Consider the following 24394-nt stretch of genomic DNA (forward strand, 5'->3'; position numbering starts at 1 on the left):
TTTATCCCACCATTCCCATTAAATATACTACAGTGAAAATAAACACCCAAACTACGTCAATAAAGTGCCAATAAATCGATGCAACATAAAACTTCGGTGCATTGTATAAATTTAGACCTCTCTTCGCATTCCTAAAGATTAATGTTAAAATCCAACACAATCCAAACAATACGTGGAGTCCATGTGTACCAACAAGAGCATAAAACGCGGAACCAAATGCGCTACTTCTCATAGTATGCTTAAATTCATGCGTATAATGATAAAACTCATATATCTCAAATCCTAAAAACCCTAAACCTAGCAACACTGTTACTAGTAGCCAAAGTTGCATTTTCTTAAAATTAAAGTTTTTCATATGATACATCGCATATACGCTCGTTAAGCTACTCGTTAATAAAAGCATCGTCATAATGAAAACGAGTGGCATTTGGAACATCTCTTGAGATGTTGGTCCGCCATTTGTAGAATTCTTTAACGCTAAATATGTGCCAAATAAGGAAGCGAACAATACTGTTTCGCCTCCAAGAAATAACCAAAAACCGACAAACTTATTTTTCCCCTCAAGGGTTGCTTTTTCAGGCTCTGCTGGAAATGTTTCATTCGTTAATTTTTCATCTACATGCATTACGCCTTGCCCCCCTTATCTTCTAAATCTTCTTTATGAATATGATATCCATGATCATCAATTACTGAACGTAGGAACATTGTACCAAACGTAATAATTAAACCAATAATTGCTACTAATAACCAAAACTTATCTTTTCCACCCTGCATATACATTGCACCGAATGCCGCTATAAACAATCCTAAAGAAATGATAAATGGTGAAAATGATGGATTTGGCATATGAATATCACCCACTGGTTCCGCCGCTGTCATCTCTTTATTCCCTTCACGTTTTTCAATCCAAAACGGATCTAACCCGCGAACAAATGGTAATTGTTTAAAGTTATATTCTGGTGTAGGTGCTGGCATTGTCCATTCTAATGTACGCCCATCCCACGGATCACGACCAGCCTTTTCTTTTGATACTGTTGTTTTAATTACATTGAATAGAAGAACAATCGTTCCAAGAGCCATAAATACCGCTCCAATAGAACTAATCATATTGCCCATTTCCAACCCTTGACCTTCAAGATATGTGTAGTAACGACGTGGCATACCAATTAAGCCAAGGAAATGCTGAATAAAGAACGTTAAATGGAAACCGATAAAGAATAGCCAGAACGTTATCTTTCCTAATGTTTCATTTAATACTTTATTAAACATCAGTGGCCAATAATAATGAGCTCCTGCAAGTAAACCAAATACAACACCGCCAACGATTACATAATGAAAATGCGCTACTACGAAATAGTTATCATGAAATTGATAATCAGCTGGTGCAGATGCTAGCATAACACCTGTAACTCCTCCCATTACGAATGATGGAATGAAGGCTACTGCCCACATCATCGGTGTCGTAAAACGAATACTTCCGCCCCACATTGTAAAGAGCCAGTTGAATATTTTGATACCAGTTGGAACCGCAATCGCCATTGTTGCGACCGAGAAAATAGCATTAGCAACTGGACCAAGTCCAACAGTAAACATATGGTGCGCCCATACCATAAACCCTAAAAATCCAATTAATACAGTCGCAAACACCATCGATGAATAACCAAACAATCGTTTTTTCGAAAATGTCGCGAAGATTTCTGAGAATATTCCGAAAGCTGGGAGTATAAGAATGTATACTTCTGGATGACCGAAAATCCAGAATAAGTGCTCCCATATAATTGTATTCCCGCCCAGTGCTGGATTAAAGAAACTTGTTCCAAATAAGCGGTCTAACATTAAAAGTCCTAATCCTACAGTTAACGGCGGAAAAGCGAATAATATAAGCGAAGATGTTACAAATGTCGTCCATGTAAACATCGGCATACGCATGTACGTCATTCCTGGCGCCCGCATATTAATAATGGTTACAAGGAAGTTAATACCTCCAATTAATGTACCAATACCTGAGATTTGCAAGCCAAGCACATAAAAATCAACACCATGGCCTTTAGAGGCTAAAGCTAAAGATGCATAAGATGTCCATCCTGCATCAGGCGCTCCACCTAAAAACCAACTTAAATTTAAAAATACTCCACCAAAGAAAAATAACCAAAATCCGAGTGAATTCAAAAACGGGAACGCTACATCACGTGCACCAATTTGAAGTGGTACAGCGGCGTTCATAAATGCAAACACGAGTGGCATAGCTGCGAGGAAAATCATTGTTGTACCGTGCATAGTTAATACTTGATTATAAGCATCCCCAACAAGAAAAGCGTTGTTAGGAATCGCTAATTGAAGGCGAATAAATAGAGCTTCTATTCCGCCTATTATAAAAAACAATCCACCTGCAATTAAATAGAGAATGGCAATCTTTTTATGGTCTACTGTCGTTAAATAATCCCATATGACAGCACCCATCCCCTGTTTTTTTGCTACAGAACTCACGTTTTCAACCTCCCCTTCGCGAATAATCCCTCTTTACTTTTCAACTTTTAACGTTTGTAAGTATGCATTTAATGCATCAATTTGATCGTCTGTTAAGTTGCCATATTTACCAGTCATTTTATTTCCTGGTTTCATATTTTCAGGATCTTTCAGCCATTTTTTTAAGTTTTCTTCATTGTTTTCAGCAATGCCGGCAACTGTATCGCGATCCGCAAAGTTTGCTAAGTTTGGTGCGATACGAGCGGAAGGTGGTCTACTATCATTAGATCCAACTGCGTGACAACCAATACAGCTTTTATTAAATATTTCTTGGCCTTCTTGCGCCTTTGTTGAAGCTACTTCTTTCTTCCCATCAATTTTCTTCATATCAGCAAGCCACTTTTTGTACTCGCTTTCATCTAAAGCTTTCACTTTGAATTGCATTAAAGAATGTGATGGGCCGCAAAATTCTGTACAAAAACCATTATAAGTGCCCGATTTATCTGCCTTTAACCACATTTTGTTCACATTATCTGTATTTGTATCCATTTTCCCAGCTAAAGATGGAACCCAAAACGAATGTTTAATATCGGCACCCTTCAAATTCAAATACACTTTCTTACCTGTGGGGATGACTAAATCTTGGGAAGTTACTATCTTTTCTGATTTATAAGAAAATTCCCACCAATAAAGATTCGCTGTTACATCAACAACGATAGTATCTTTATCAATATTCTTTTTCTCCATCGCACTTACATCAGCAAGTTTGAATGTATATGTAACCGTCGGAACAGCTAAGATTAGCAAAAGAATAATCGGAATAACTGTCCATATAATTTCCAGTTTGTGATTCCCTTCAACTTGCTCCGGAATATAATCTTCCTGACCTTTCTTTTGTCGGAAACGCACAATTACATATAAGAAAATAATAGTAACTACTAGTACTACTCCTACCATGATCGCACTTGCTAGTAAGAGCAGATCATATTGCATTTTTGCTACTTCTCCTTGCGGAATTAAAGTAGATTGAAAGGCTTTACCGCATCCCCCTAACAGTAAAGCCAGCAGTGAAACGAACGAAAGCAGTCGCCACTGTTTCTTCATACAAACAACCCCCACTTTCCTTGTGAATTAGATTGTACTTTATAGTTAAGTAAAGTAAATCTCAACGTAAAGAAATCCAATTATGTCGTTGTCTTAGAAGAATGTAACTACAATCATTGATACAAATAAGATTGTTAAATAATTTAGGGAATAAACAAACATTTGCACAGACCATTTGATGTCATCTTTCTTACGGAAGCCATAAAAACCTAAAACGATCCATCCGATGTTAAGCAGTGTTGCAATTACCATAAATGTTATCCCTAGTCCACTCATATAAAATGGTAGTGGTAATAAACATACTGTCCAAATCATAATTTGGCGTTTCGTAATTTCAAATCCATGAACTACAGGAAGCATTGGAATTCCTGCGTTTCGATATTCATCAACACGTTTCATTGCTAATGCAAGGAAATGTGGGATTTGCCAAATAAACATAATTAAAAATAACATCCAAGCAATTGGATGGCCTAAAGATGGATCGATTGCTGCCCATCCAATTAAAGGTGGAACTGCACCAGATATACTACCTACAACAGTATTTAGTGTATACTTTCTCTTTGTCCATAAACTATATAGAACAACATATGTGAAAGCACCAATAAATCCCATTAAGACTGCCATTGGTGTTGTTAATAATAAAAATACAAAACCAAGAAGTAATATAACTAGTCCAAATGTAAGTGCAAATCCTGGTTTATACTTTCCAGTAACCGTTGGACGGGTCTTTGTTCTTTCCATTAATGGATCGATGTCTCGATCAATGTAGTTGTTTAAACAACATACCCCTGCCATAACTAATCCAGAACCAACGATTGTAAAGAATAACTTATCCAGATTGTCCATTACACTTAATCCATTAAAGTGTAATGCCAACCAAAATCCTGTAAATACAGTAAGTGTATTTGAGTTTACAATCCCCATTTTAACGAGCGCTTTTAAATCTTGTAACCGAGTTGTTTCCGGTACGCTTGTAACAGCAGACTCATCATGCAGCTCACTTGTTGCATGGTTCATCACTTTAACCCCCTCTTAAAACTTTCGTCTTTCTTTTTTGCGCCTATTTCAAATTGAAATATTTCGCTTCTATATAGCAATATTATTACAGTAGAAACATTGTTAACCCATTCTACTACTAATCTACGCCCATACTCCAATATATTAAATCATATTTCCCGAACATTTTGTGAAGAAAACATGAACTTTTTGTGTCGAACATAAAAAACTTAATTGTTACTTATCCATATCATAACATGATGTTACCTTCTATAATAAACTTTTTTGTCATATTTAACACGTATTCTCCCCATTTCTTTTCAAAATAGCCTATTTTTCACCTAAAAATTTCCTTATAAACCTTATTTCCACACCCGTTTTCTCTTCCCTGTCTTCCCCCTCCATTTCTTTGCTATTTTATTATTTTTTATATATCATAGGAACTAGCGCGTTTTATTCTATACATAATGGAATGAAAATATTTCGCAATAACTTCATAGCAGAAAGATGGTGAAAGAGATTGCAACGCTTTATTAAATGGTTAGCAGTCATTACGAGTCTTGATTTATTAATAGTTTTATTAGGAGGCGCCTTAGTTACAAAAACAGGCTCTGGCCAAGGATGCGGTAAATCATGGCCACTTTGTAACGGTGAATTTGTTCCATCTAATTTATCAATGGAAACTATTATTGAACTAAGTCATCGCCTTACATCAGGATCAGCAGGAATTCTTGTCACTCTCCTTTGTATTTTGTCCTGGAAATATTATAAACATGTGCGCGAAACAAAAACGTTAGCAATTTTATCCTTCGTATTTTTAGTTGCACAAGCATTAATGGGAGCCGCAGCGGTTGTTTGGGGGCAAATGCCAGCTGTACTTGCTATCCATTTCGGTATTTCCTTAATTTCATTTGCTTCTGTCATTTTATTAACGTGTCTTATCTTTGAAATTGACCAAAAATTCGATGCACGTTCACTTATTATGGACAAAAAAATGAAATTTCATATTTATGGTGTAACAATTTACAGTTATATTGTCGTCTACACAGGGGCTTTAGTACGTCACGAACGAGCTAGCTTAGCCTGTCCAGACTTTCCTTTATGCAGCAAAAATAGACCTATGCCAACTCAATTACATGAATGGGTTCAAATGGGACATAGAGTTGCAGCGATGTTAATTTTCGCTTGGATACTATACGCGATGATTCTCGCTATCCGCCATTACAAACAGCAGCCTGTCGTATACTGGGGATGGATCATCTCATTTATCCTTGTTACACTTCAAGCTATCGTAGGAATTTTAGTCGTATTTACAAATGCTAGTTTATCAATGGCATTATTACATTCCCTATTCATTTCTTGCTTGTTTGCTGTACTATGCTATTTAGTTATGTTAGGTACAAGAAGTAAAGTGAATGCAAAAGAAGCTGCATCAATTTCTAAACAAACAAAATAAATGAAAATACCTTGCCCGAATTGGCAAGGTATTTTTTCGTAATAAAAAAGAGTTGCGTTTCCGCAACTCTTTTTTATTTTAGTGATCTAATTCAATGAGTAAGTCACCCGTTTGAATTGCATCTCCATCGTTAACATATACTTTTTTCACTTTACCATTAAACGGCGCTTGAACTGTCGTTTCCATTTTCATCGCTTCTGTAATTGCCATAGAATCGCCTTTTTTCACTTCATCGCCTTCTTTTACAACTACTTTAATAACCGTTCCTGGCATTGTTGCGCTAATGTGGTTTGGATTTTCACGGTTTCCTTTCACACGTTGTGCAACTGTCGCTTTCACACTTTCGTCTTTCACAACAATCTCACGTGGTTGACCGTTAAACTCCAAGTAAAGCACACGATTTCCATCCGGCTGAGGCTCTCCAATTGATACTAATTTAACCATCAATGTTTTACCTTGTTCAATTTCCACATCGATTTCTTCACCAAGTCTCATACCATAGAAGAATGTCGGTGTATCAAGCACAGATACATTTCCATAAATCTCAGCAACTTTTTCGTAATCCATAAATACTTTTGGATATAATGCATATGCAACTACATCAAACATCGTCACTTCGCGTCCAAGTTTATGGAATAGCTCTTCTTTTAACGCGTCGAAATCTACTGGTTCTAATAATTCACCTGGTCTTACTGTTAATGGTTCTTTCCCTTTTAAAATAATTTCTTGTAACTTTTTCGGGAAACCACCATATGGTTGTCCTAAATCTCCAGAGAACATTTCAACAACAGATCCTGGGAAGTCCATAGAATGTCCACGCTCTAAAACATCTTGTTCTGTTAAGTGATTTTGAACCATGAATAATGCCATATCACCAACAACTTTAGATGATGGTGTTACTTTAACAATATCACCAAACATGTCATTCACACGGCGGTACATTACTTTCACTTCATCGAAACGATCGCCTAAGCCAACCGCTTTCGCTTGTTGTTGTAAATTACTATACTGTCCGCCTGGCATTTCGTGCATATATACCTCTGTATGAGGAGCATTCATACCACTTTCAAACGGTGCGTAGTATTTACGTACATCTTCCCAGTAATGAGATAATTTTTCTAATGAATCTATATTAACATCTGGCTGTCTTTCGTTTCCACCTAACGCATAGTATAGCGTGTTCGCACTTGGTTGTGACGTTTGACCAGCCATAGAACTTACTGCTACATCGACAATGTCAACACCTGCTTCAATTGCCTTCGTATACGTTAATATACCATTTCCACTCGTATCGTGTGTGTGCAGGTGAATCGGAATCGATACCGTCTCTTTTAATGCTGAAACTAAATCATATGCTGCATTTGGTTTTAGTAAGCCCGCCATATCTTTAATACCTAAAATGTGAGCTCCTGATGCTTCTAATTCTTTTGCTAAATTTTTATAGTAATTTAAATCATATTTACTACGCAGTGGATCATGAATATCCCCTGTGTAACACATCGTTGCTTCTGCAATTTTACCAGTATCTCGTACAGCATCAATCGCAACTCTCATACCTTCTACCCAGTTTAAGCTATCAAAAATACGGAACACATCAATTCCAGCTTGGGCAGAACACTCCACAAACTTTTGAATTAAATTATCCGGATAGTTTTTGTAACCAACCGCGTTTGAAGAACGAAGTAACATTTGGAATAAAACATTTGGCATTTTTTCACGAAGATCTAGTAATCGTTCCCACGGATCTTCTTTTAAGAAACGATATGCAACATCAAACGTTGCACCGCCCCACATTTCTGCTGAGAATAAGTTCGGTAACATTCTCGCTGTCGGCTCTGCAATTTGGTGTAAATCTTTTGTGCGAATACGCGTTGCAAGTAATGACTGATGCGCATCACGGAACGTTGTATCCGTTAAAAGTACACGTTTTTGATCTTGTACCCATTTTACTAATCCGTCTGCCCCACGCTCATCCAAAATTTGTTTCGTTCCATTTTGGATTGGCTCTGAGTGTAATACATTCGGTATACGAGCATCTGGGAAAATTGGTTTCTCTTTTTTCCCTACCCCCGGGAAGCCATTTACTGTTACTGTCCCGATGTAATTTAACATTTTCGTTCCGCGGTCTTTACGTTTCGGGAACAAGAATAGTTCAGGTGACGCATCAATAAATGAAGTGTCATATTCCCCTGATAAGAAGTTTTTATGTTTTACTACATTCTCTAGGAATGGAATATTCGTTTTAATACCACGGATACGGAATTCTTTTAAGTTACGTTCCATTTTTGCAGCAGCTTGTTCAAAAGTAAGCGCCCATGTTGTAACTTTTACGAGTAAAGAATCATAGTACGGTGTAATAACAGCACCTTGGAAACTATTACCTGTATCAAGACGAACCCCAAATCCACCACCTGATCGATATGCCATAATTTTTCCTGTATCCGGCATGAAATTATTTAGTGGATCCTCGGTCGTTACACGAGATTGTATTGCAAATCCATGTACAACAACTTCCTCTTGCTTTGGAACACCTACCATTTTACTATGTAATGCATGTCCATCAGCTATTAAAATTTGTGATTGAACGATATCGACTCCTGTAATCATTTCTGTAATTGTATGTTCTACTTGAACACGCGGATTCACTTCAATGAAATAGAAATTATCATCTTTTACAAGAAATTCAACTGTTCCTGCGTTTAAATAATTTACATTTTTCGTTAACTTTACAGCAGCATCACAAATACGCTGACGCAAATCATCTGAAAGCGACACACTAGGTGCAATTTCTACTACTTTTTGATGACGACGTTGTACAGAACAGTCTCGCTCGTATAAATGAACAACATTGCCCTCTTCATCTGCTAAAATTTGAACTTCTATATGTTTAGGTTTTTCAACGAATTTTTCTACGTATACTTCATCATTACCAAAGGCTGCTTTTGCTTCTGACTTTGCTCGATTATACGATTCTCTTAATTCTTCACTAGTACGTACAATACGCATACCACGACCGCCCCCGCCAAGGGAAGCTTTAATAATAATCGGGTAATCATACTTTTCAGCAAATTTTTCGACTTCTTCTAATGAATCTACTGGCCCATCACTACCAGGAATAACTGGAATTTGTGCTAGCTGCGCTTGTGTTCTTGCTTTTACTTTATCTCCAAACATATCTAAATGCTTACTTTTTGGACCGATAAAGATAATCCCTTCTTCTTCACAACGTTTTGCGAATTGAATATTTTCTGACAAGAAACCATATCCAGGGTGAATTGCATCTACATGATTACTTTTCGCAATCTCAATAATGCCCTCAATATCTAGATAAGCATCAATTGGCTTTTTTCCTTCCCCAACTAAATAGGATTCATCGGCTTTATAACGATGATAAGAACCACTATCCTCTTTAGAATAGATTGCAACTGTTTTTAATCCCAGTTCCGAACAAGCTCGAAACACACGAATTGCAATCTCTCCACGGTTAGCTACCAATACTTTTTGAATACGTTGCAGCTTTGTCATGATTTTCCCCCTCTACTTTCCTACCACTCTAGAGATAAAATATATACACACCATAAAGAGCGTGAAGTTCTTCACTTTCCACATTATATTATACTTAGAAAGCTTCACTTTATTTTTATCCATCATACCTTATTTTTTAACAAATGATAAGTTTTCTGAGCAATTTGTCTCACAAAAATAGTATAGCATACCTCTTCCTTATGTAACAACCTAATTGTATATCACATTAATTTAAATGTGATATATTTTTTCGTTAAAAAACAAAATGGTATATCCTATTTAAAAACAAAAAACACATCGCGCTCTAAAGCACAATGTGTTTTTATTTTACAACTACAAGACGTGGTCCATCTTGTTCTCTTTCTTTCATTATCGTATTTTGCTCTTTCTCTTGTCGTTTTACATTGCTGGCTACATTTAACAATATACCCATCGCAATTAAATTAGCCAATAAAGAACTACCACCATAACTAATAAACGGTAAAGGTACCCCTGTAAGCGGTATTAATCCAGACATACCACCGACATTAACAAAAGTTTGTATTCCAATTAAACTTGCAATTCCGATTGCAATTAAACTTCCAAATGGATCTTTACATTTTTGTGCTACTCTAAACGAACGAATAATAATAAGTAATAAACAGATTAAAATAATAGCTACCCCTATAAAACCTAGTTCTTCAGATATAATTGCCATAATAAAATCTGTTTGCGGCTCTGGTAAGTAGCCATACTTTTGTATACTATTCCCTAATCCTCTACCATTTAACCCACCTGAGGCAATTCCAATAAAAGAATTAACTAATTGGAATCCATCATTTTGAGGATCGTTAAACGGGTCAAGAAAAACTGAAAATCGGGCTTTTTGGTAATTATTCAATTTATAATTCCCAATAAAATACAATGCAGGAACCCATACGATAGATGTTAATATAAACCTTTTTATCCACAGGTTAACATTAACTCCTGAACAGAAGAACATAATTAACACTGTTCCACCTATTAATATGTCAGTCCCTAAGTCATTTTGTAATAAAATTAATACCATCGATCCACCCACCACAAATAAGGGGGGGATTATCCCTTGTAAAAAAGGGGTTTGCCTCTCTTGTTTCTTAGCAAAAAAACTTGCTAACGTAATAATTACTGCTATTTTTACAAACTCAGCTGGTTGTATACCTAGTATCCATCCTTTTGCACCATTGATTACCTTACCGAAAAGGAAGGCTGCTGTTAGTAAGCCAATCCCCCCTAACCCCATAGCTGCAAGAACTATTTTCTTCCTCCAAAATTTGTAAGGTACTACAGCGACAATCACTAGCATTACCGTTCCAATAGCAAGAGAAACTAATTGTTTTTTAAAAAAGTGATCTGCCGGCCAGTTATATTTCGATGAAATCGCAACAATGGAACTAGAACTATATACCATTATAACTCCCAGCACACATAAGATAACAAGAGGAAGTAATAATGAATAATCCATTGATTTCCATACTCTTTTCATTTCATTTCCTCTCTCTGTTTCAATTTAATTATTGTTGTATTCCATATGTACATTGATTCTTCCTGCTTTATTATACAAATAAAAAGCTCAAACTTTTTCAGTTTGAGCCCCCTTATTTGAACCCGTTATTGTTGTTTGTTTGTAAATGCTTCATGAAGTGCAGATAACTCACGTTCAAGCTCTCCTAACATTGCTTTCCCTTGTTCTTCTGCAATAAGACCAAGGCGAACTGCAAAATCGACTTCGCGGGATAGTCCAAACATTTGTGTGTCTAACACTTCTTCATATAATGGACATTGCGGCATTGTAAGATGGTCCATTTGCACCTTAATAAGTCTTAAAATCTTCTCCGCATCCGCTTGTAGAAGGGCTAGTGCCTTTTCCTGATGATTTGATACTGTCTCAGACGCCAAATTGATTCCCTCCGTTTCCGTCCTACTCTCTCCTATCTATTAATATTAGCGATAGTTTTAATAAATTGCAATAGAAACATTTTTTGTGACAATAGTGTCTAATACTATTATACTGAAAAGTGGGAGTATAACACAAATGGGGGAACAACAATGAGCGAAATTTTATTTATTAATGGAAAAGTTCGTTTTCCAATCACTATCGATCCAACCGTTTGGATCTTTGATGATCGAAAAGTAGATTTGACAACTTACTTTGATGAAACGAGAGAAAACACTTCAGAACTAGAAGCTTATTTAAAAAACACTTCGGAACATTGGGATCGCGAAATCCGTGATGGTGCTGCTTTCCCGCCGATACAACAAAGTGTAAAGAAATTTAAAAAAGAACAGCTAATTACTGGAACGTTCGGTATACCATTTCAACCTTTTCTTGCTAATGCCGAAATTTCAGATGACGCTACGCAAGTCGAGATCGAAACAGTAGATGATACAATAACGCTTCCACTAGAAACTGTCAAACATGCTATTCTTGGTTTTTCAAAAGAAGGAAAACCATTAAAAGAAGATGGACCTGTTCATTTATATTACAATGATGGATCTAATAGACAAAATCCAATCCGTAACATCCGCAAATTTACAATTATTTAAAGAAAAGGAGTGAGCTTTTGCTCACTCCTTTTTATAGTAAATCTGCGGCTAGTTGAGCTAAATTAGATCGCTCCCCTTTAACAAACTTTACATGACCACTAATACGTTGCTCTTTAAACTTCTCTACAACGTATGTTAAACCGTTATTATATTCATCCAAATACGGATGATCAATTTGCTGAGGATCTCCCATTAATACGATTTTACTTTTTTCTCCTACCCTCGTTAGTATCGTTTTCACTTCATGCTTCGTTAAATTTTGTGCTTCGTCAATTATAATGAATTGATCTGGAATACTTCTCCCGCGTATATACGTAAGAGCTTCTACTTCTATCGAACCCATTCCAGCTAAAATAGCATCTAACTCTCCTGGTTTTTTCGTATTAAATAAATACTCTAGATTATCAAAAATCGGTTGCATCCACGGTCTTAACTTTTCTTCTTTTTCTCCCGGTAAATAACCGATATCTTTCCCAACTGGAACAATTGGCCGTGCAACGAGTAGTTTTTTATATAACCCTAAATCTTCCGTTTGCATGAGCCCCGAAGCTAAAGCTAGTAATGTCTTTCCTGTACCAGCTTTCCCTGTTAGCGTAACTAGTGGAATATCTTCACGAAGCAACAATTCTAATCCCATAATTTGCTGCACATTTCGTGGTCGTATTCCCCATACTTGTTCATTTGGAAAAATAAGTTTCTTTACCTTCTTACCTAAATGATCCACAATGCCTAGTGCTGAACTAGATCCACCTAACGCATCTTTCATTACTACAAACTGATTTGGATAAAAAGGATGATTTGCAATTTCGGATAAAGGCAATTCGCCTTTTTCATAAAAATAATCCAATTGTTCTTTTGATATATATCCTTCTAAAAATCCTGAATATATATTTTCCACTTCAATAACCCGATCACTTAAATAATCTTCCGCCTTTAAACCTATTGCATCTGCTTTTACCCTTACGAGCACGTCTTTACTTACTAAAATAACAGACTTCCCGTCCTCTTTTTCTTGTTCTTCTAAAGATAGATTTTTTGCTACAGCTAAAATTCGATTATCATTTGTTTTTTCTACAAAAATATCTTGTAGTTGGACAAACGAACGATGATTTAATTCAATACGAAATGTACCGCCGTTTTCTAGCGGAATACTTTCATGCAGTTTTCCTATTTCACGAAATTTGTCTATTAACTTAGATACATAACGAGCGTTTCGTCCTACTTCATCCATATAACGTTTTTTCGAATCAACCTCTTCTAATACAACTGCTGGAATCACTACTTCATTGGTTTCAAATGAAAAAATAGATAAAGGATCCTGCAAAAGTACATTCGTATCTAACACATAAATTTTATCCAACCTGTTACCCCCTGACTCCACTTTTAAATTTGTAGAACAAGGGTTTCATCCATAAAATATGGACGAACCATTGTTATAATTATATGTACCGTATAAACGAGGTAGAATCGAAATTTATAGCCATTAAACCTTTTATTTATTTTTTATTCATTTCTATTCAATATATTACTTTTAATTATAATTATTAACATAAAATCACAATAAGCGATTACAAAAGTTAATAACTGACTTTCTTATTTATCACATTTATAATTCTTTCATTCCTGCTAGTACTTGGTTATCGAGCTTTTTAGCTGCACGAAGATCATACGTTTTTTCATATGTTGGCTCAATTGCAAGTTTTGCACCATAAAACATAACATCACGTACTTCTTGTACATTTACTTCTATTACAGTTAATTTTAGAGGAATGCCTTCCATTCTATCAGTCAAAATTTCACCTGCACCACTTATGGAAAATACGGATTCATTCGCCATTATAGTCAATACCACTCCAGTACTATGTCTTATATTTTCCACAATACGTGAACGTTGATCTACTGCAAATCGAATACTAGTTTTACTCACTGCATACACCCAAGAAATAGCACTTACGTTAGGAACTTGTTTTTCAAAATCTGTTGTTGCTACCATAACAATACACTCTTTACGTAACGTTTGTACTAAATCATCTGTTAATGTGGGCTCTACTACATTCGCCATATTTCCACCTCCAAATATACTTCATATATCCTTATCATAACCTATTTTTCGAATTGCGAAAATATTATTTTTTCCCACTATTATTCAAAAACATTACACTTCCATGATATACTTATACTGATAGAATTCGTATTGAGGTGACGAAATGAGAGTCAAATGTATGATTTGTGATAAAAAAGATATGTTAGATGATGAAAATCCTATGGCAAAAAAGCTGCGTAATCGCCCTATTCATACATACATGTGCATGGAATGTTCGGAACGAATTGCTGAACGTACGATGGAACGTCATGCAAGTGGTAATTTCCGATTATATCGTGATAAAAAAGTCGAAGACGATTGGTAAAATATAAATAAGTCCTTTATCAATATGATAAAGGACTTATTTATATTTTTCAGGTTCGCGATTCATTTGATCCAAAAAACAATCAATAGCTTCTAATGGAAACCTTGCAGATTTTCTTTCTCCATTTATTTCATATGTAACTAAATACATTTCCTCGTTCTTCTTAACTTCCACATTTCTCAATTTATGTTCTTCATATATCATATTTTGAAATAACAAATACGTTTCTTTTGCAGCACTATCATCCGGACGTGCTTCGGCAACTGTTTTAATTGTTAACCAATTATATAACGCATCTTGTACGGAACGCATAAAACTCCCCCTCATCCTGCTTTTTGTTGTCTTGCTTGACGTAATCGCAACCTATAAATCCCAAGTACAATTGCTGCTACAACAAGCCCCTCTCCAACAGGTAAAAAAACTGCAAAGAAAGTTAACACTGTACACCCAATCGCTAACGATATATATATCACTATATTTTTTATTATAGATAGTTTTCTTGCAAAACCTAAATTATACACAAGTGCACTTAATATAATAATGACGCCATACAGTAACCACATCCCTAGCTCTGGATTTTCATCGACTTTACATAACTTCGCAAAAAACGACATTCTTTCTAACACCATTTATCCCCCTTCCTCATAAATCAAACCATTTTTCTTTATGTACTTAATACAAGAGTAACCTGTGAAAAAAATACTGTCCACAAAAAGAGTAAATATTCTAAAAAATAAACATAAAAAAACAGCTACCTTAATTAAAGGTAGCTGTTTTACTATTTTACGCTTCTACAGATTTCTTTTTCTTAGCAGCTCTTTCACGTTCGCTCTTATCAAGAATCTTTTTACGTAAACGAATTGATTCTGGAGTTACTTCACAGAACTCGTCATCGTTTAAGTACTCTAATGATTCTTCTAAAGTCATTAAGCGTGGTTTTTTCATTGTTGAAGTTTGATCTTTCGTCGCAGAACGAATGTTAGTTTGTTGTTTCATTTTCACAACGTTAACTGTTAAGTCATTCTCACGAGTGTGTTCTCCGACAATCATACCAGCATATACTTCTGTACCTGGTTCAACGAAGATTACACCACGATCTTCAACTTGCATAATACCGTATTGTGATGCTTTTCCTGTTTCAAGTGAAACTAGAACACCTTGACGACGTCCACCAACTTGTCCAGCGTGTACTGGTTGGTAGCAATCGAATGTATGGTTTAAAATACCGTAACCACGAGTTAATGTTAAGAATTCTGTTGTGTAACCAATTAAACCACGTGCTGGAACCATGAAAGTAAGGCGAACTTGACCGTTTCCGTTATTCACCATATCTAACATTTCACCTTTACGAGCACCCATAGATTCCATAATAGAACCAGTGTATTCTTCAGGTACATCGATTTGTACACGCTCTACAGGCTCACATCTTACGCCATCAACTTCTTTAATAATTACTTCTGGCTTAGATACTTGTAGTTCATAACCTTCACGACGCATGTTTTCAATTAAGATAGATAAATGTAGTTCCCCACGTCCAGATACGATCCATGCATCAGGAGACTCTGTATTATCTACACGTAAACTTACATCTGTTTCTAATTGTGAACGAAGACGCTCTTCAATTTTACGAGATGTAATGTATTTACCTTCACGACCTGCAAATGGACTGTTATTTACAAGGAACGTCATTTGTAGTGTTGGCTCATCAATACGTAATAATGGTAACGCATCTTGATGTTCAACTGGACATACTGTTTCACCAACGTTAATGTCTTCCATACCAGAAACAGCTACTAAGTCTCCAGCTTTTGCTTCTTCAATTTCTTGACGTTTTAATCCCATGTAACCAAATAATTTTGTTACGCGGAATTGTTTTACGCTTCCGTCTACTTTCATTAAAGCAACTTGTTGTCCAACCTTCATTGTACCGCGGAATACGCGTCCAACTCCAATACGTCCAACATAGTCGTTGTAATCAAGAAGTGCTACTTGGAATTGAAGTGGCTCTTCGCTGTTATCAATTGGTGCAGGAATATGTTCAATAATTGTATCAAATAATGATTTCATATTCTCTTCTTGATTTGCTGGGTTTGAATCTAAGCTTGCTGTTCCGTTCATTGCTGATGCAAATACAACTGGGAACTCTAATTGATCTTCATTTGCACCAAGTTCGATGAATAAGTCGATTACTTCATCAACTACTTCATCAGGGCGAGCGAAGTCACGGTCAATTTTATTTACTACTACGATTGGAGTTAAGTTTTGCTCAAGAGCTTTCTTTAAAACAAATCGTGTTTGTGGCATACAACCTTCATATGCATCAACAACAAGTAAAACACCATCAACCATTTTCATAATACGTTCTACTTCTCCACCGAAGTCAGCGTGACCTGGTGTATCTAAAATGTTAATTCTTTTATCTTCATAGTGAATCGCAGTATTTTTCGCTAAAATTGTAATACCGCGCTCTCTTTCTAGATCATTTGAATCCATTGCGCGCTCTTCAACGTGTTCGTTCGCACGGAAAGTCCCCGCTTGACGTAATAACTGGTCAACAAGTGTTGTTTTACCATGGTCAACGTGGGCAATAATTGCTATATTACGTAAATCTTGTCGTTTTTTCAACATGTCCAACTCCTAATGTCTTTTTAATCCTTCTCTATTATAAGAGCGAAGGGGATACAATAGCAATTAAAATAAAATCAAGAATGAAAATATAGTTGTATTCTTACTTTTGTGAAAGTAAAATGAGATTGGAGGGTGAAGAAATGGAACACATTCAATATCGCTTTTTATTAACTGCAATTATCGGTGTTATTTTCTTAATTGGTATCGGCATTATGATTGCTGAAAATAGTCCAATCGGTATTATTATTTGCATTATCGGCACATTTGTTACAGTTGGATACGGTTTTGTAACAAAAAGAAAAATGCGTAAATCGCAATAACGTCAAAAAGTAAGAAGCCTGTATACAGCCTCTTACTTTTTTTGTTACTTGGATATAAAGTTAAACTTTAATCAGTGGTTTTTTTCTTCATCTCCCACTGATTATCAGCCCTCACCAATCGGGATAAACGATAACACTTCTTCATACACCCCTGGCTTCGCAACTAATACGCTACTCTTCTCTACGATAGAAAGTGGCGCTCCGGAGAATGTTGTTACCTTGCCTCCAACTTCCTCTACAATTATCTGTCCCCCGCCAAAGTCCCATGGCGATAACCTAGGCGTTACATATGCATCGATTCTTCCAGTTGCAACGTATACCATCTCTAATGCTGCACAGCCATATGATCTCGTGCCTCTTGCTTTCTTAACAAGTGCCATCATACTTTCCATATTAAGCAATGGATTGTCGGTAAGCCATATCGCATTTAAAGCTACAATACCTTGCTCTACAGTACCTTTTTCTAATAAAGGTATCGGTACTTCATTACAAAATGCTCCAGCCCCTTTTAACGCATGATATAATTCATCATGAACTGGATCATAAATAAGTCCAATCTTTCCGATACCGTTCTCATAAATTCCAATTGAAATTGCAAAATTTCTTTTTTGGTGAACAAAGTTCATCGTGCCGTCAATTGGATCAATTAACCAAACAACCCCGTCAGAAGAAGTTACCTCGTCTCCATAGCCCTCTTCACCTAAAATATGATGATGTGGGAATGTTTCTTTAATTTTCCCAATTAAAAACTGTTCTATTTCTCGGTCCATATTTGTTACTAAATCAGCTGCATTTGATTTTGTTTCTATAATAAGTGCTTTTTTCATTGATGCCATTAAATGCTCTCCCGCATCCCGAATCCACTGTTTGGCGTGTGCATCGATGTCTTTCCATACTTCTTGCATGTTTAAACACTCCGATCTATACTGTTCACAGAAAAAACGAACCCTTTATAAGGTTCGCACCAACTAATTTTTTATACATATACTATTATTACGCTTCTAAACGAATCATTTCAAGTCTTAACACTTCTAACTTTTGTACACACTCTTCTTTTTTCTGTTTATCATCTTCCATCATTGCATCATATAAAGTTGCTAATTCATAATCTAGCTCCAAACGTAGCACCGGTATTCTCTTTTCAGCATCTGTTCTCTTTAACGCATTAATCACCTGTCTCATAATATTTGCCTCCTCCCAATATTCGTCTGCCCTCGGACTAGAATTAATTAAATTTTCTGATTTTTTGTTTTATACTATACTATGTTGGATAAATCATCTATGCAACAAAATTATATTTTTTTATTTAAATTTTTTTGTGCTGTTTTTTTTATGAATAGTACAAGCTATGCTAAAATAAAAGCAAAATAGGAGTTGGAGGAACAATCATGACACTACAAACATTCAAATCAACTGATTTTGAGGTCTTTACAGTTGATGGTCTCGAAGAACGAATGAGTGCAATTAAAACGAACATTCATCCTAAGCTAGAAGCTTTAGGGGAACAGTTTGCAGCGTATTTATCCAAACAAACTGATGAGAACTTTTTTTATCATGTAGCAAAACACGCACGTCGCAAAGTCAATCCACCAAACGATACTTGGGTTGCTTTTTCAACAAATAAACGCGGATATAAAATGCTACCACATTTCCAAATTGGATTATGGGGTACTCATGCCTTCATATACTTTGGTTTAATCTATGAGTGTCCACAAAAAGTGGAGACGGCTCACGCCTTCTTAGAACATATAAATGATTTAAAAACAAATATTCCAAATGACTTCGTTTGGTCCATTGACCATACTAAACCAAGTGTAAAATTACATAAAACACTTGAAACAAATGATTTACAAAAGATGATTGAACGTCTAGCTACTGTAAAAAAAGCAGAATTATTAGTTGGTATTCATATATCACCAGAGGAGTTTTCAGCAATGACCAACGAACAATTCCTTGCTAAGATTGAATCTACGATGCAATCACTCCTTCCTTTATATGCACTTTGTAATCGATAGTAGAAAACGGACAATTTATATTGTCCGTTTTTAGTTGTTATCACATTATATCACTTCAGTTTTTATTTTTCAAAATATTTTTTACATTTTCACAAGCTTTTCTTCTTCAATTTCTTTAGCCTTCTGAATCGCACGGTATATAGAATATCCACTTACTTCTTGAAACTCTTTATCAATTTTCTTTTCTTCTGCTTTCGATGGAACAATCTCTTTAAAACGACGATATAAACCCATTAATTCTTCTCTTACAATTCCTTTTTCATATGCTTTCTCAATCGCTTCATAAAACTTCACAATTGTAACCATTTCCTCATTTGACCAATCATAATCTAACGGATATTGATATTCCATTTCGCACCTCATTTATCATTTCTTCTTATTTCAATACGCTATCTTAAAGTGATTTTTTCTACTTCACTATAGTCACTTTGCATTATACACTATTTATTCATTTTAATGGAATTGCCTTCCACTAGAAGTTAGTAGGCAGCTACTATTTAACATACTCACCGTAAAAATATTTTTTGCTATACATCTATAATTATTGGTGATATAATGCTTTTGTTTTATAGGAAATAAAGTGAAGCTCCCATCTCAAAAAAGCTTTTGTGAATGGCAGAAAAACAAGTCTCATTCTAAAAAAGAACGTAACTTTTTTAGAACAAGATTATATAAAACAAACTCTAATAAATATAAAAAAAGAAGGGGTGTATAGATTGTCCCAATACGAAACACCATTGTTTACCGCTTTAGTTGAGCACAGTAAGCGAAATCCAATTCAATTCCATATTCCAGGTCATAAAAAAGGGCAAGGCATGGATCCTGAATTTCGCGAATTTATTGGGCATAATGCATTAGCAATTGATTTAATTAACATTGCGCCGCTCGATGATTTACATCATCCAAAAGGTATGATTAAAGAAGCACAAGATTTAGCAGCCGCTGCATTTGGTGCGGATCATACTTTCTTTTCTATTCAAGGTACAAGTGGCGCAATAATGACAATGGTGATGAGCGTTTGCGGTCCTGGTGACAAAATACTAGTGCCACGAAACGTGCATAAATCAGTAATGTCAGCTATTATTTTCTCAGGTGCAAAACCTATTTTCATGCATCCTGAAATCGATCCAAAACTTGGTATTTCACATGGAATCACAATCCAATCTGTCAAAAAAGCACTTGAAGAGCACTCAGATGCGAAAGGCTTACTTGTTATTAATCCAACATACTTTGGCTTTGCTGCGGACTTAGAACAGATTGTACAATTAGCACATTCTTACGATATCCCTGTACTCGTTGATGAGGCTCATGGTGTTCATATTCATTTTCACGATGAACTGCCGATGTCAGCGATGCAAGCCGGTGCAGATATGGCAGCAACGAGTGTTCACAAATTAGGTGGATCTTTAACGCAAAGTTCTATTCTTAATGTAAAAGAAGGCCTTGTGAACGTAAAACATGTTCAATCTATTATTAGCATGCTTACGACTACATCAACGTCTTACATCTTGTTAGCCTCCCTAGATGTTGCTAGAAAACGTCTTGCTACAGAAGGAAAGGCGCTCATAGAACAAACAATACAATTAGCGGAACAAGTTCGTAATGCTATAAATGATATTGAACATCTTTACTGTCCAGGGAAAGAAATGCTAGGTACGGATGCTACTTTTAACTATGATCCTACAAAGATAATTGTATCTGTAAAAGATTTAGGTATTACAGGCCATCAGGCTGAAGTATGGCTTAGAGAGCAATATAACATTGAAGTAGAACTCTCAGATTTATACAACATACTATGTCTTGTCACTTTTGGGGATACAGAAAGTGAAACGAATACACTTATTGCGGCATTACAAGATTTATCAGCAACATTTAAAAATAAAGCTGATAAAGGTGTTCAAGTGCAAGTAGAAATTCCAGAAATACCTGTGTTAGCACTTTCTCCTCGAGATGCTTTTTATTCGGAAACAGAAGTCATCCCATTTGAAAATGCAGCAGGTCGTATTATAGCTGATTTCGTTATGGTTTATCCGCCAGGGATTCCAATCTTTACTCCGGGGGAAATTATTACACAAGATAACTTAGATTATATTCGTAAAAACTTAGAAGCAGGTTTACCTGTACAAGGTCCTGAAGATATGACATTACAAACATTACGCGTGATTAAAGAGTACAAGCCTATCAGTTGATAGGCTTTTCTTTCACCCTTTTGGCCTTTTCTCATACGATATTATGTAATGTAACGTATAGGTGGGGATACTATTATGATTGTAATAGGCCGTTCTATTGTACATCCTTATATCACAAATGAATATGAGCCATTTGCAAATGAGAAACAACAAATTTTATCTATAATGGCAGGAAATCAAGAAATCTATTCCTTCCGAACATCTGGTGAACTCAGCTTTGATCTAAATTTGCGTGTTAATATTATTACTTCTGCATTAGAACTTTTTCAAAGTGGTTTTCAGTTTCGTACATTTCAACAATCTTTTTGTAACCCTCAGTATTGGAAAAGAACATCTCTTGGAGGATTCGAGCTCCTTCCAAACATACCCCCTTCCATTGCCATACAAGATATTTTCAAAAACGGAAAACTATATGGAACTGAATGTGCCACCGCTATGATCATTATTTTTTACAAAGCTTTACTAGCATTATATGAGGAAGAAACTTTCAACCGTCTCTTTGCAAACCTTTTACTTTATACGTGGGACTACGATCAAGATTTAAAGCTCATAACAAAGACAGGTGGCGATCTTGTCCCAGGTGATCTCGTTTACTTTAAAAATCCACAAGTGAATCCAGCTACAATCGAGTGGCAAGGAGAAAATACTATCTATCTAGGAAATTTCTTTTTTTATGGGCATGGCGTAGGTGTAAAAACAAAAGAAGAAATTATATACGCATTAAATGAGCGACGAGTCCCTTACGCTTTCATTTCCGCTTTCTTAACCGATACTATTACCCGTATTGATAGCCGTCTCATGAGCTACCATGCTTCTCCTAGCACACCACAGACATCCATAGGATTTATTCCGATTAGAGATGATGCAATTGTTGCAACAGTTGGCAACACAACTACAGTTTATTAAAAAAAGCACCTACATATGTAGGCGCTTTTTTTATTTAAGCTTTTGAATGTTCTTTATGGTCACAGTCGCAATGAGATCCACATTTCCCGTATAGTACTGTTGATTTTTCATCTTCAAAATGTCCGATTGTTCCTTCACATACTTGGCATACGATTGTTCCCATTTTTCATTTCCCCCTGAGTTTTAATAGTAATCTATTTATTTATCATTAAGCTTTCGCATTATCTCTACTAGCACAGTCACAATTTGTTCCGCATTTTCCGTAAAGCACTGTCGTTTTTTCATCTTCAAAATGTCCGATTGTTCCTTCACATACTTGGCATACGATTGTTCCCATTTTTCATTTCCCCCTAAGTTTATGGTCCTAAAAACTTTCAGCTGTCCATTTCCTATCAATTATTGGGCTTTTGTATGCTCTGTGTGATCACATCCGCAAGATCCACATTTCCCGTAAAGTACTGTTACTTTCTCATCCTCGAAGTGTGCAATTGTACCTTCACAATCTTGACATACGATTGTTCCCATTTTTCATTTCCCCCTAAGTTTATAATCCCAAAAACTTTTTGTAACCGCTTAACTTTCTGTCTTTATTTTAATATGTTATACTTTTTACGTCAATAGGTTTTTAGTATAACACATTAAATATTTTAAATTTAAATTAGTGTGCGATATTCAAATAAAAAAACAGCCATATTTATACGTACGACTGTTTTACATTATTTATTCTTCGTATTCCGCATGCAAAGATGTAGATGGAACTAGAAATGAGAAAAACTGAGATAACTCAGCTGCTTCCTCTTCTGAGCCTAATTTGAAAACTTCCTGTAAATGTTGAACATTCTCTACATCATCTCGTCCAAGTAAAGTAGACCTTCCTGTTTGCATGCAAACAATAAGTGGCTTTCCAAAGAACATATTTGTATAAATAACACCAAAATCATAACGATTATCATGTGTCATAAACCCCAAAAATCGTACCTTCACACTTTCATGCTCATCATACAATTTTTCAAACATCGGTTTCCACCTTTCTACATCACCTTTCATTAGTATATTAAACAAAAAAAGGAATACTCCTTTTAATTGTCAAAAAATTCAGTAGGATGTAGAATGAGAGTATTCTACTAAGTTAGGGGGAACTTATATGCAACATGCCTTTATTACGCTTGTACCTAAATCCAATCAACAATCTGTTTCAATAGATGATATAAAACAACTTTTTCATTATTATAAAACAGTTACTTCCAAAACCGGTGTTCAAATTAATTACGCTTATACAAATACCGCTTTTCCGTATGAAATTTTAGATACATCAGCAACAACATTCAAACTACAATCTACTCACGATCGATATGACTCCATTTATGTTGGTGTCGGTATAGAAAAGGAACAAACTTATATTCAAGTTTCTTTACCACCTAATGCAACATTTGGTGATAAAGGAAAAGCAAATGAATTTTGCCGTTTTCTAGCGAAGAAATTAGAAGGAGAGTTAAAATTATTTAATGGAAGAACAATGTATTTCTATAAACGTTAATTTAAAAAATAGAAAATATAATTAAGAAAAGTATGCAATTTGAACACGTAAGGAATAATGCCTGCTTTCTAATTTGCAATACAAAATATGCGATCACATATGCTAAATAAAGAAATACAAAAAATAGAATAACTTTATAATGCAACTTATCACCATTTGACAATGATAATACAACGGAAAAACCACTCCATAATAAAAAATGATAAAATATAACATGTAATATTCTCATGGAACCTTCTCCTTTGACATGCTCTATTTTATTAATATATGGTATTAAGT

Annotated in this window: 28 protein-coding genes; 8 read left to right on the forward strand and 20 right to left on the reverse strand. The window is 35.5% G+C overall.

Translation table 11 applies throughout. The features are described from left to right. Position 1: 1 nt before the first annotated feature. From ctaE to ctaB, 4 genes are all read right to left on the reverse strand, one after another. Positions 2-625 (reverse strand): cytochrome c oxidase subunit III, encoded by a 624-nt coding sequence (gene ctaE / locus NST14_RS19645; protein ID WP_000557861.1) that lies wholly within the window; start codon positions 623-625, stop codon positions 2-4. Further along, on the reverse strand, positions 625-2460 hold the full coding sequence (gene ctaD, locus NST14_RS19650) for a cytochrome c oxidase subunit I (RefSeq protein ID WP_011040617.1): 1836 nt from the start codon (positions 2458-2460) through the stop codon (positions 625-627). Before ctaD ends, ctaE begins: the two co-directional genes overlap by 1 nt. A 60-nt stretch (positions 2461-2520) precedes the next feature. Further along, a complete protein-coding gene (gene coxB, locus NST14_RS19655) occupies positions 2521-3570 on the reverse strand; it encodes a cytochrome c oxidase subunit II (protein WP_000745271.1) in 1050 nt (349 codons plus the stop codon). Positions 3571-3663: 93 nt separating this feature from the next. Then, entirely contained in the window at positions 3664-4587 is a 924-nt protein-coding gene (gene ctaB, locus NST14_RS19660; RefSeq protein ID WP_001015058.1) for a protoheme IX farnesyltransferase, read from the reverse strand. 499 nt (positions 4588-5086) lie between these two features. Here ctaB and ctaA point away from each other — a divergent pair, with 499 nt between their 5' ends. After that, on the forward strand, positions 5087-6022 hold the full coding sequence (ctaA, locus tag NST14_RS19665; protein WP_001188736.1) for a heme A synthase: 936 nt from the start codon (positions 5087-5089) through the stop codon (positions 6020-6022). A 78-nt stretch (positions 6023-6100) separates the two neighbouring features. Here the strand turns inward: ctaA and pyc are convergent, their stop codons facing one another. The 3 genes from pyc to NST14_RS19680 all read right to left on the reverse strand — a co-directional run bounded on the left by pyc (position 6101) and on the right by NST14_RS19680 (position 11464). Next, a complete protein-coding gene (pyc, locus tag NST14_RS19670; RefSeq protein ID WP_000164061.1) occupies positions 6101-9547 on the reverse strand; it encodes a pyruvate carboxylase in 3447 nt (1148 codons plus the stop codon). A gap of 322 nt (positions 9548-9869) precedes the next feature. Next, positions 9870-11051: a putative lipid II flippase FtsW gene (gene ftsW, locus NST14_RS19675; RefSeq protein WP_000832781.1), complete on the reverse strand. Its 1182-nt coding sequence runs from the start codon at positions 11049-11051 to the stop codon at positions 9870-9872. A gap of 125 nt (positions 11052-11176) precedes the next feature. Next, positions 11177-11464 (reverse strand): YlaN family protein, encoded by a 288-nt coding sequence (locus NST14_RS19680; RefSeq protein WP_000135695.1) that lies wholly within the window; start codon positions 11462-11464, stop codon positions 11177-11179. 150 nt (positions 11465-11614) lie between these two features. On the opposite strand from NST14_RS19680, the gene NST14_RS19685 reads away from it, so the two are divergent. Continuing rightward, the gene (locus NST14_RS19685) at positions 11615-12112 is read left to right on the forward strand and encodes a hypothetical protein (RefSeq protein ID WP_001289788.1); all 498 of its coding nucleotides are present in this window, start codon (positions 11615-11617) and stop codon (positions 12110-12112) included. 31 nt (positions 12113-12143) lie between these two features. Here NST14_RS19685 and NST14_RS19690 read toward each other — a convergent pair whose 3' ends face one another. Both NST14_RS19690 and NST14_RS19695 read right to left on the reverse strand, forming a co-directional pair. Beyond that, positions 12144-13472 carry a PhoH family protein gene (locus tag NST14_RS19690; protein ID WP_000358084.1) on the reverse strand — a complete coding sequence of 443 codons (1329 nt, stop codon included), beginning with the start codon at positions 13470-13472 and terminating at the stop codon, positions 12144-12146. Between the two features lie 246 nt (positions 13473-13718). Further along, positions 13719-14174, reverse strand: a complete 456-nt coding sequence (locus NST14_RS19695; protein WP_000024588.1) for a pyridoxamine 5'-phosphate oxidase family protein — start codon at positions 14172-14174, stop codon at positions 13719-13721. Positions 14175-14319: 145 nt separating this feature from the next. Between NST14_RS19695 and NST14_RS19700 the strand changes: the two genes are divergently transcribed. Continuing rightward, positions 14320-14520: a YlaI family protein gene (locus NST14_RS19700; protein ID WP_001995040.1), complete on the forward strand. Its 201-nt coding sequence runs from the start codon at positions 14320-14322 to the stop codon at positions 14518-14520. Positions 14521-14556: 36 nt separating this feature from the next. Here the strand turns inward: NST14_RS19700 and NST14_RS19705 are convergent, their stop codons facing one another. The 3 genes from NST14_RS19705 to typA form a co-directional block, all read right to left on the reverse strand. Then, on the reverse strand, positions 14557-14832 hold the full coding sequence (locus NST14_RS19705; protein WP_001258148.1) for a hypothetical protein: 276 nt from the start codon (positions 14830-14832) through the stop codon (positions 14557-14559). An 11-nt stretch (positions 14833-14843) separates the two neighbouring features. After that, positions 14844-15146: a YlaH-like family protein gene (locus NST14_RS19710; RefSeq protein WP_000893666.1), complete on the reverse strand. Its 303-nt coding sequence runs from the start codon at positions 15144-15146 to the stop codon at positions 14844-14846. Positions 15147-15303: 157 nt separating this feature from the next. Then, entirely contained in the window at positions 15304-17148 is a 1845-nt protein-coding gene (gene typA / locus NST14_RS19715; protein WP_000914763.1) for a translational GTPase TypA, read from the reverse strand. A gap of 140 nt (positions 17149-17288) precedes the next feature. Between typA and NST14_RS19720 the strand changes: the two genes are divergently transcribed. Beyond that, positions 17289-17468: a DUF5325 family protein gene (locus NST14_RS19720; RefSeq protein ID WP_000400127.1), complete on the forward strand. Its 180-nt coding sequence runs from the start codon at positions 17289-17291 to the stop codon at positions 17466-17468. A 104-nt stretch (positions 17469-17572) separates the two neighbouring features. Here the strand turns inward: NST14_RS19720 and NST14_RS19725 are convergent, their stop codons facing one another. Both NST14_RS19725 and NST14_RS19730 read right to left on the reverse strand, forming a co-directional pair. Further along, the gene (locus tag NST14_RS19725) at positions 17573-18373 is read right to left on the reverse strand and encodes an inositol monophosphatase family protein (RefSeq protein WP_001158692.1); all 801 of its coding nucleotides are present in this window, start codon (positions 18371-18373) and stop codon (positions 17573-17575) included. Positions 18374-18461: 88 nt separating this feature from the next. Then, positions 18462-18650: a hypothetical protein gene (locus NST14_RS19730; protein ID WP_001250164.1), complete on the reverse strand. Its 189-nt coding sequence runs from the start codon at positions 18648-18650 to the stop codon at positions 18462-18464. A gap of 206 nt (positions 18651-18856) precedes the next feature. Here NST14_RS19730 and NST14_RS19735 point away from each other — a divergent pair, with 206 nt between their 5' ends. Next, on the forward strand, positions 18857-19483 hold the full coding sequence (locus NST14_RS19735) for a YktB family protein (RefSeq protein ID WP_000175082.1): 627 nt from the start codon (positions 18857-18859) through the stop codon (positions 19481-19483). Between the two features lie 81 nt (positions 19484-19564). Here the strand turns inward: NST14_RS19735 and NST14_RS19740 are convergent, their stop codons facing one another. After that, complete coding sequence (locus NST14_RS19740) at positions 19565-19834, reverse strand: UPF0223 family protein (protein ID WP_000456556.1); 270 nt, start codon at positions 19832-19834, stop codon at positions 19565-19567. A 365-nt stretch (positions 19835-20199) separates the two neighbouring features. Here NST14_RS19740 and speA point away from each other — a divergent pair, with 365 nt between their 5' ends. After that, positions 20200-21672 carry an arginine decarboxylase gene (speA, locus tag NST14_RS19745; RefSeq protein WP_000084881.1) on the forward strand — a complete coding sequence of 491 codons (1473 nt, stop codon included), beginning with the start codon at positions 20200-20202 and terminating at the stop codon, positions 21670-21672. Between the two features lie 75 nt (positions 21673-21747). Then, a complete protein-coding gene (locus tag NST14_RS19750) occupies positions 21748-22578 on the forward strand; it encodes a protein-glutamine gamma-glutamyltransferase (RefSeq protein ID WP_000635351.1) in 831 nt (276 codons plus the stop codon). A gap of 34 nt (positions 22579-22612) precedes the next feature. On the opposite strand, the gene NST14_RS19755 is transcribed toward NST14_RS19750, so the two are convergent. The 4 genes from NST14_RS19755 to NST14_RS19770 all read right to left on the reverse strand — a co-directional run bounded on the left by NST14_RS19755 (position 22613) and on the right by NST14_RS19770 (position 23595). Further along, entirely contained in the window at positions 22613-22741 is a 129-nt protein-coding gene (locus tag NST14_RS19755; RefSeq protein ID WP_000536793.1) for a GapA-binding peptide SR1P, read from the reverse strand. Positions 22742-22786: 45 nt separating this feature from the next. After that, positions 22787-22915 (reverse strand): GapA-binding peptide SR1P, encoded by a 129-nt coding sequence (locus NST14_RS19760; protein ID WP_000536805.1) that lies wholly within the window; start codon positions 22913-22915, stop codon positions 22787-22789. Between the two features lie 59 nt (positions 22916-22974). Continuing rightward, positions 22975-23103 carry a GapA-binding peptide SR1P gene (locus NST14_RS19765; RefSeq protein ID WP_000536778.1) on the reverse strand — a complete coding sequence of 43 codons (129 nt, stop codon included), beginning with the start codon at positions 23101-23103 and terminating at the stop codon, positions 22975-22977. A gap of 195 nt (positions 23104-23298) precedes the next feature. Then, positions 23299-23595 (reverse strand): DUF3055 domain-containing protein, encoded by a 297-nt coding sequence (locus tag NST14_RS19770; RefSeq protein WP_001993838.1) that lies wholly within the window; start codon positions 23593-23595, stop codon positions 23299-23301. Positions 23596-23722: 127 nt separating this feature from the next. Between NST14_RS19770 and NST14_RS19775 the strand changes: the two genes are divergently transcribed. After that, positions 23723-24115: a DUF1885 family protein gene (locus NST14_RS19775; RefSeq protein WP_001163309.1), complete on the forward strand. Its 393-nt coding sequence runs from the start codon at positions 23723-23725 to the stop codon at positions 24113-24115. Between the two features lies 1 nt (position 24116). Here the strand turns inward: NST14_RS19775 and NST14_RS19780 are convergent, their stop codons facing one another. Next, complete coding sequence (locus NST14_RS19780) at positions 24117-24344, reverse strand: hypothetical protein (protein WP_001221351.1); 228 nt, start codon at positions 24342-24344, stop codon at positions 24117-24119. Positions 24345-24394 lie beyond the last annotated feature (50 nt).

This window comes from Bacillus sp. FSL W8-0519 (genome assembly GCF_038005585.1).
Classification (GTDB): Bacteria; Bacillota; Bacilli; order Bacillales; family Bacillaceae_G; genus Bacillus_A; species Bacillus_A paranthracis.

Excerpts from the sequence above, each read along its gene's own strand:
- ctaD (WP_011040617.1), bottom strand. The coding sequence starts at position 2,460 with ATGGGTGCTGTCATATGGGATTATTTAACGACAGTAGACCATAAAAAG.
- NST14_RS19755 (WP_000536793.1), bottom strand. The coding sequence starts at position 22,741 with ATGGGAACAATCGTATGCCAAGTATGTGAAGGAACAATCGGACATTTT.
- coxB (WP_000745271.1), bottom strand. The coding sequence starts at position 3,570 with ATGAAGAAACAGTGGCGACTGCTTTCGTTCGTTTCACTGCTGGCTTTA.
- ftsW (WP_000832781.1), bottom strand. The coding sequence starts at position 11,051 with ATGAAAAGAGTATGGAAATCAATGGATTATTCATTATTACTTCCTCTT.
- typA (WP_000914763.1), bottom strand. The coding sequence starts at position 17,148 with ATGTTGAAAAAACGACAAGATTTACGTAATATAGCAATTATTGCCCAC.
- NST14_RS19775 (WP_001163309.1), top strand. The coding sequence starts at position 23,723 with ATGCAACATGCCTTTATTACGCTTGTACCTAAATCCAATCAACAATCT.
- NST14_RS19695 (WP_000024588.1), bottom strand. The coding sequence starts at position 14,174 with ATGGCGAATGTAGTAGAGCCCACATTAACAGATGATTTAGTACAAACG.
- ctaE (WP_000557861.1), bottom strand. The coding sequence starts at position 625 with ATGCATGTAGATGAAAAATTAACGAATGAAACATTTCCAGCAGAGCCT.
- NST14_RS19740 (WP_000456556.1), bottom strand. The coding sequence starts at position 19,834 with ATGGAATATCAATATCCGTTAGATTATGATTGGTCAAATGAGGAAATG.
- NST14_RS19720 (WP_000400127.1), top strand. The coding sequence starts at position 17,289 with ATGGAACACATTCAATATCGCTTTTTATTAACTGCAATTATCGGTGTT.
- NST14_RS19770 (WP_001993838.1), bottom strand. The coding sequence starts at position 23,595 with ATGTTTGAAAAATTGTATGATGAGCATGAAAGTGTGAAGGTACGATTT.
- NST14_RS19705 (WP_001258148.1), bottom strand. The coding sequence starts at position 14,832 with ATGCGTTCCGTACAAGATGCGTTATATAATTGGTTAACAATTAAAACA.
- NST14_RS19700 (WP_001995040.1), top strand. The coding sequence starts at position 14,320 with ATGAGAGTCAAATGTATGATTTGTGATAAAAAAGATATGTTAGATGAT.
- NST14_RS19760 (WP_000536805.1), bottom strand. The coding sequence starts at position 22,915 with ATGGGAACAATCGTATGCCAAGTATGTGAAGGAACAATCGGACATTTT.
- NST14_RS19750 (WP_000635351.1), top strand. The coding sequence starts at position 21,748 with ATGATTGTAATAGGCCGTTCTATTGTACATCCTTATATCACAAATGAA.
- pyc (WP_000164061.1), bottom strand. The coding sequence starts at position 9,547 with ATGACAAAGCTGCAACGTATTCAAAAAGTATTGGTAGCTAACCGTGGA.
- NST14_RS19685 (WP_001289788.1), top strand. The coding sequence starts at position 11,615 with ATGAGCGAAATTTTATTTATTAATGGAAAAGTTCGTTTTCCAATCACT.
- NST14_RS19735 (WP_000175082.1), top strand. The coding sequence starts at position 18,857 with ATGACACTACAAACATTCAAATCAACTGATTTTGAGGTCTTTACAGTT.
- NST14_RS19730 (WP_001250164.1), bottom strand. The coding sequence starts at position 18,650 with ATGAGACAGGTGATTAATGCGTTAAAGAGAACAGATGCTGAAAAGAGA.
- NST14_RS19765 (WP_000536778.1), bottom strand. The coding sequence starts at position 23,103 with ATGGGAACAATCGTATGTCAAGATTGTGAAGGTACAATTGCACACTTC.
- ctaB (WP_001015058.1), bottom strand. The coding sequence starts at position 4,587 with ATGAACCATGCAACAAGTGAGCTGCATGATGAGTCTGCTGTTACAAGC.
- NST14_RS19725 (WP_001158692.1), bottom strand. The coding sequence starts at position 18,373 with ATGCAAGAAGTATGGAAAGACATCGATGCACACGCCAAACAGTGGATT.
- NST14_RS19780 (WP_001221351.1), bottom strand. The coding sequence starts at position 24,344 with ATGAGAATATTACATGTTATATTTTATCATTTTTTATTATGGAGTGGT.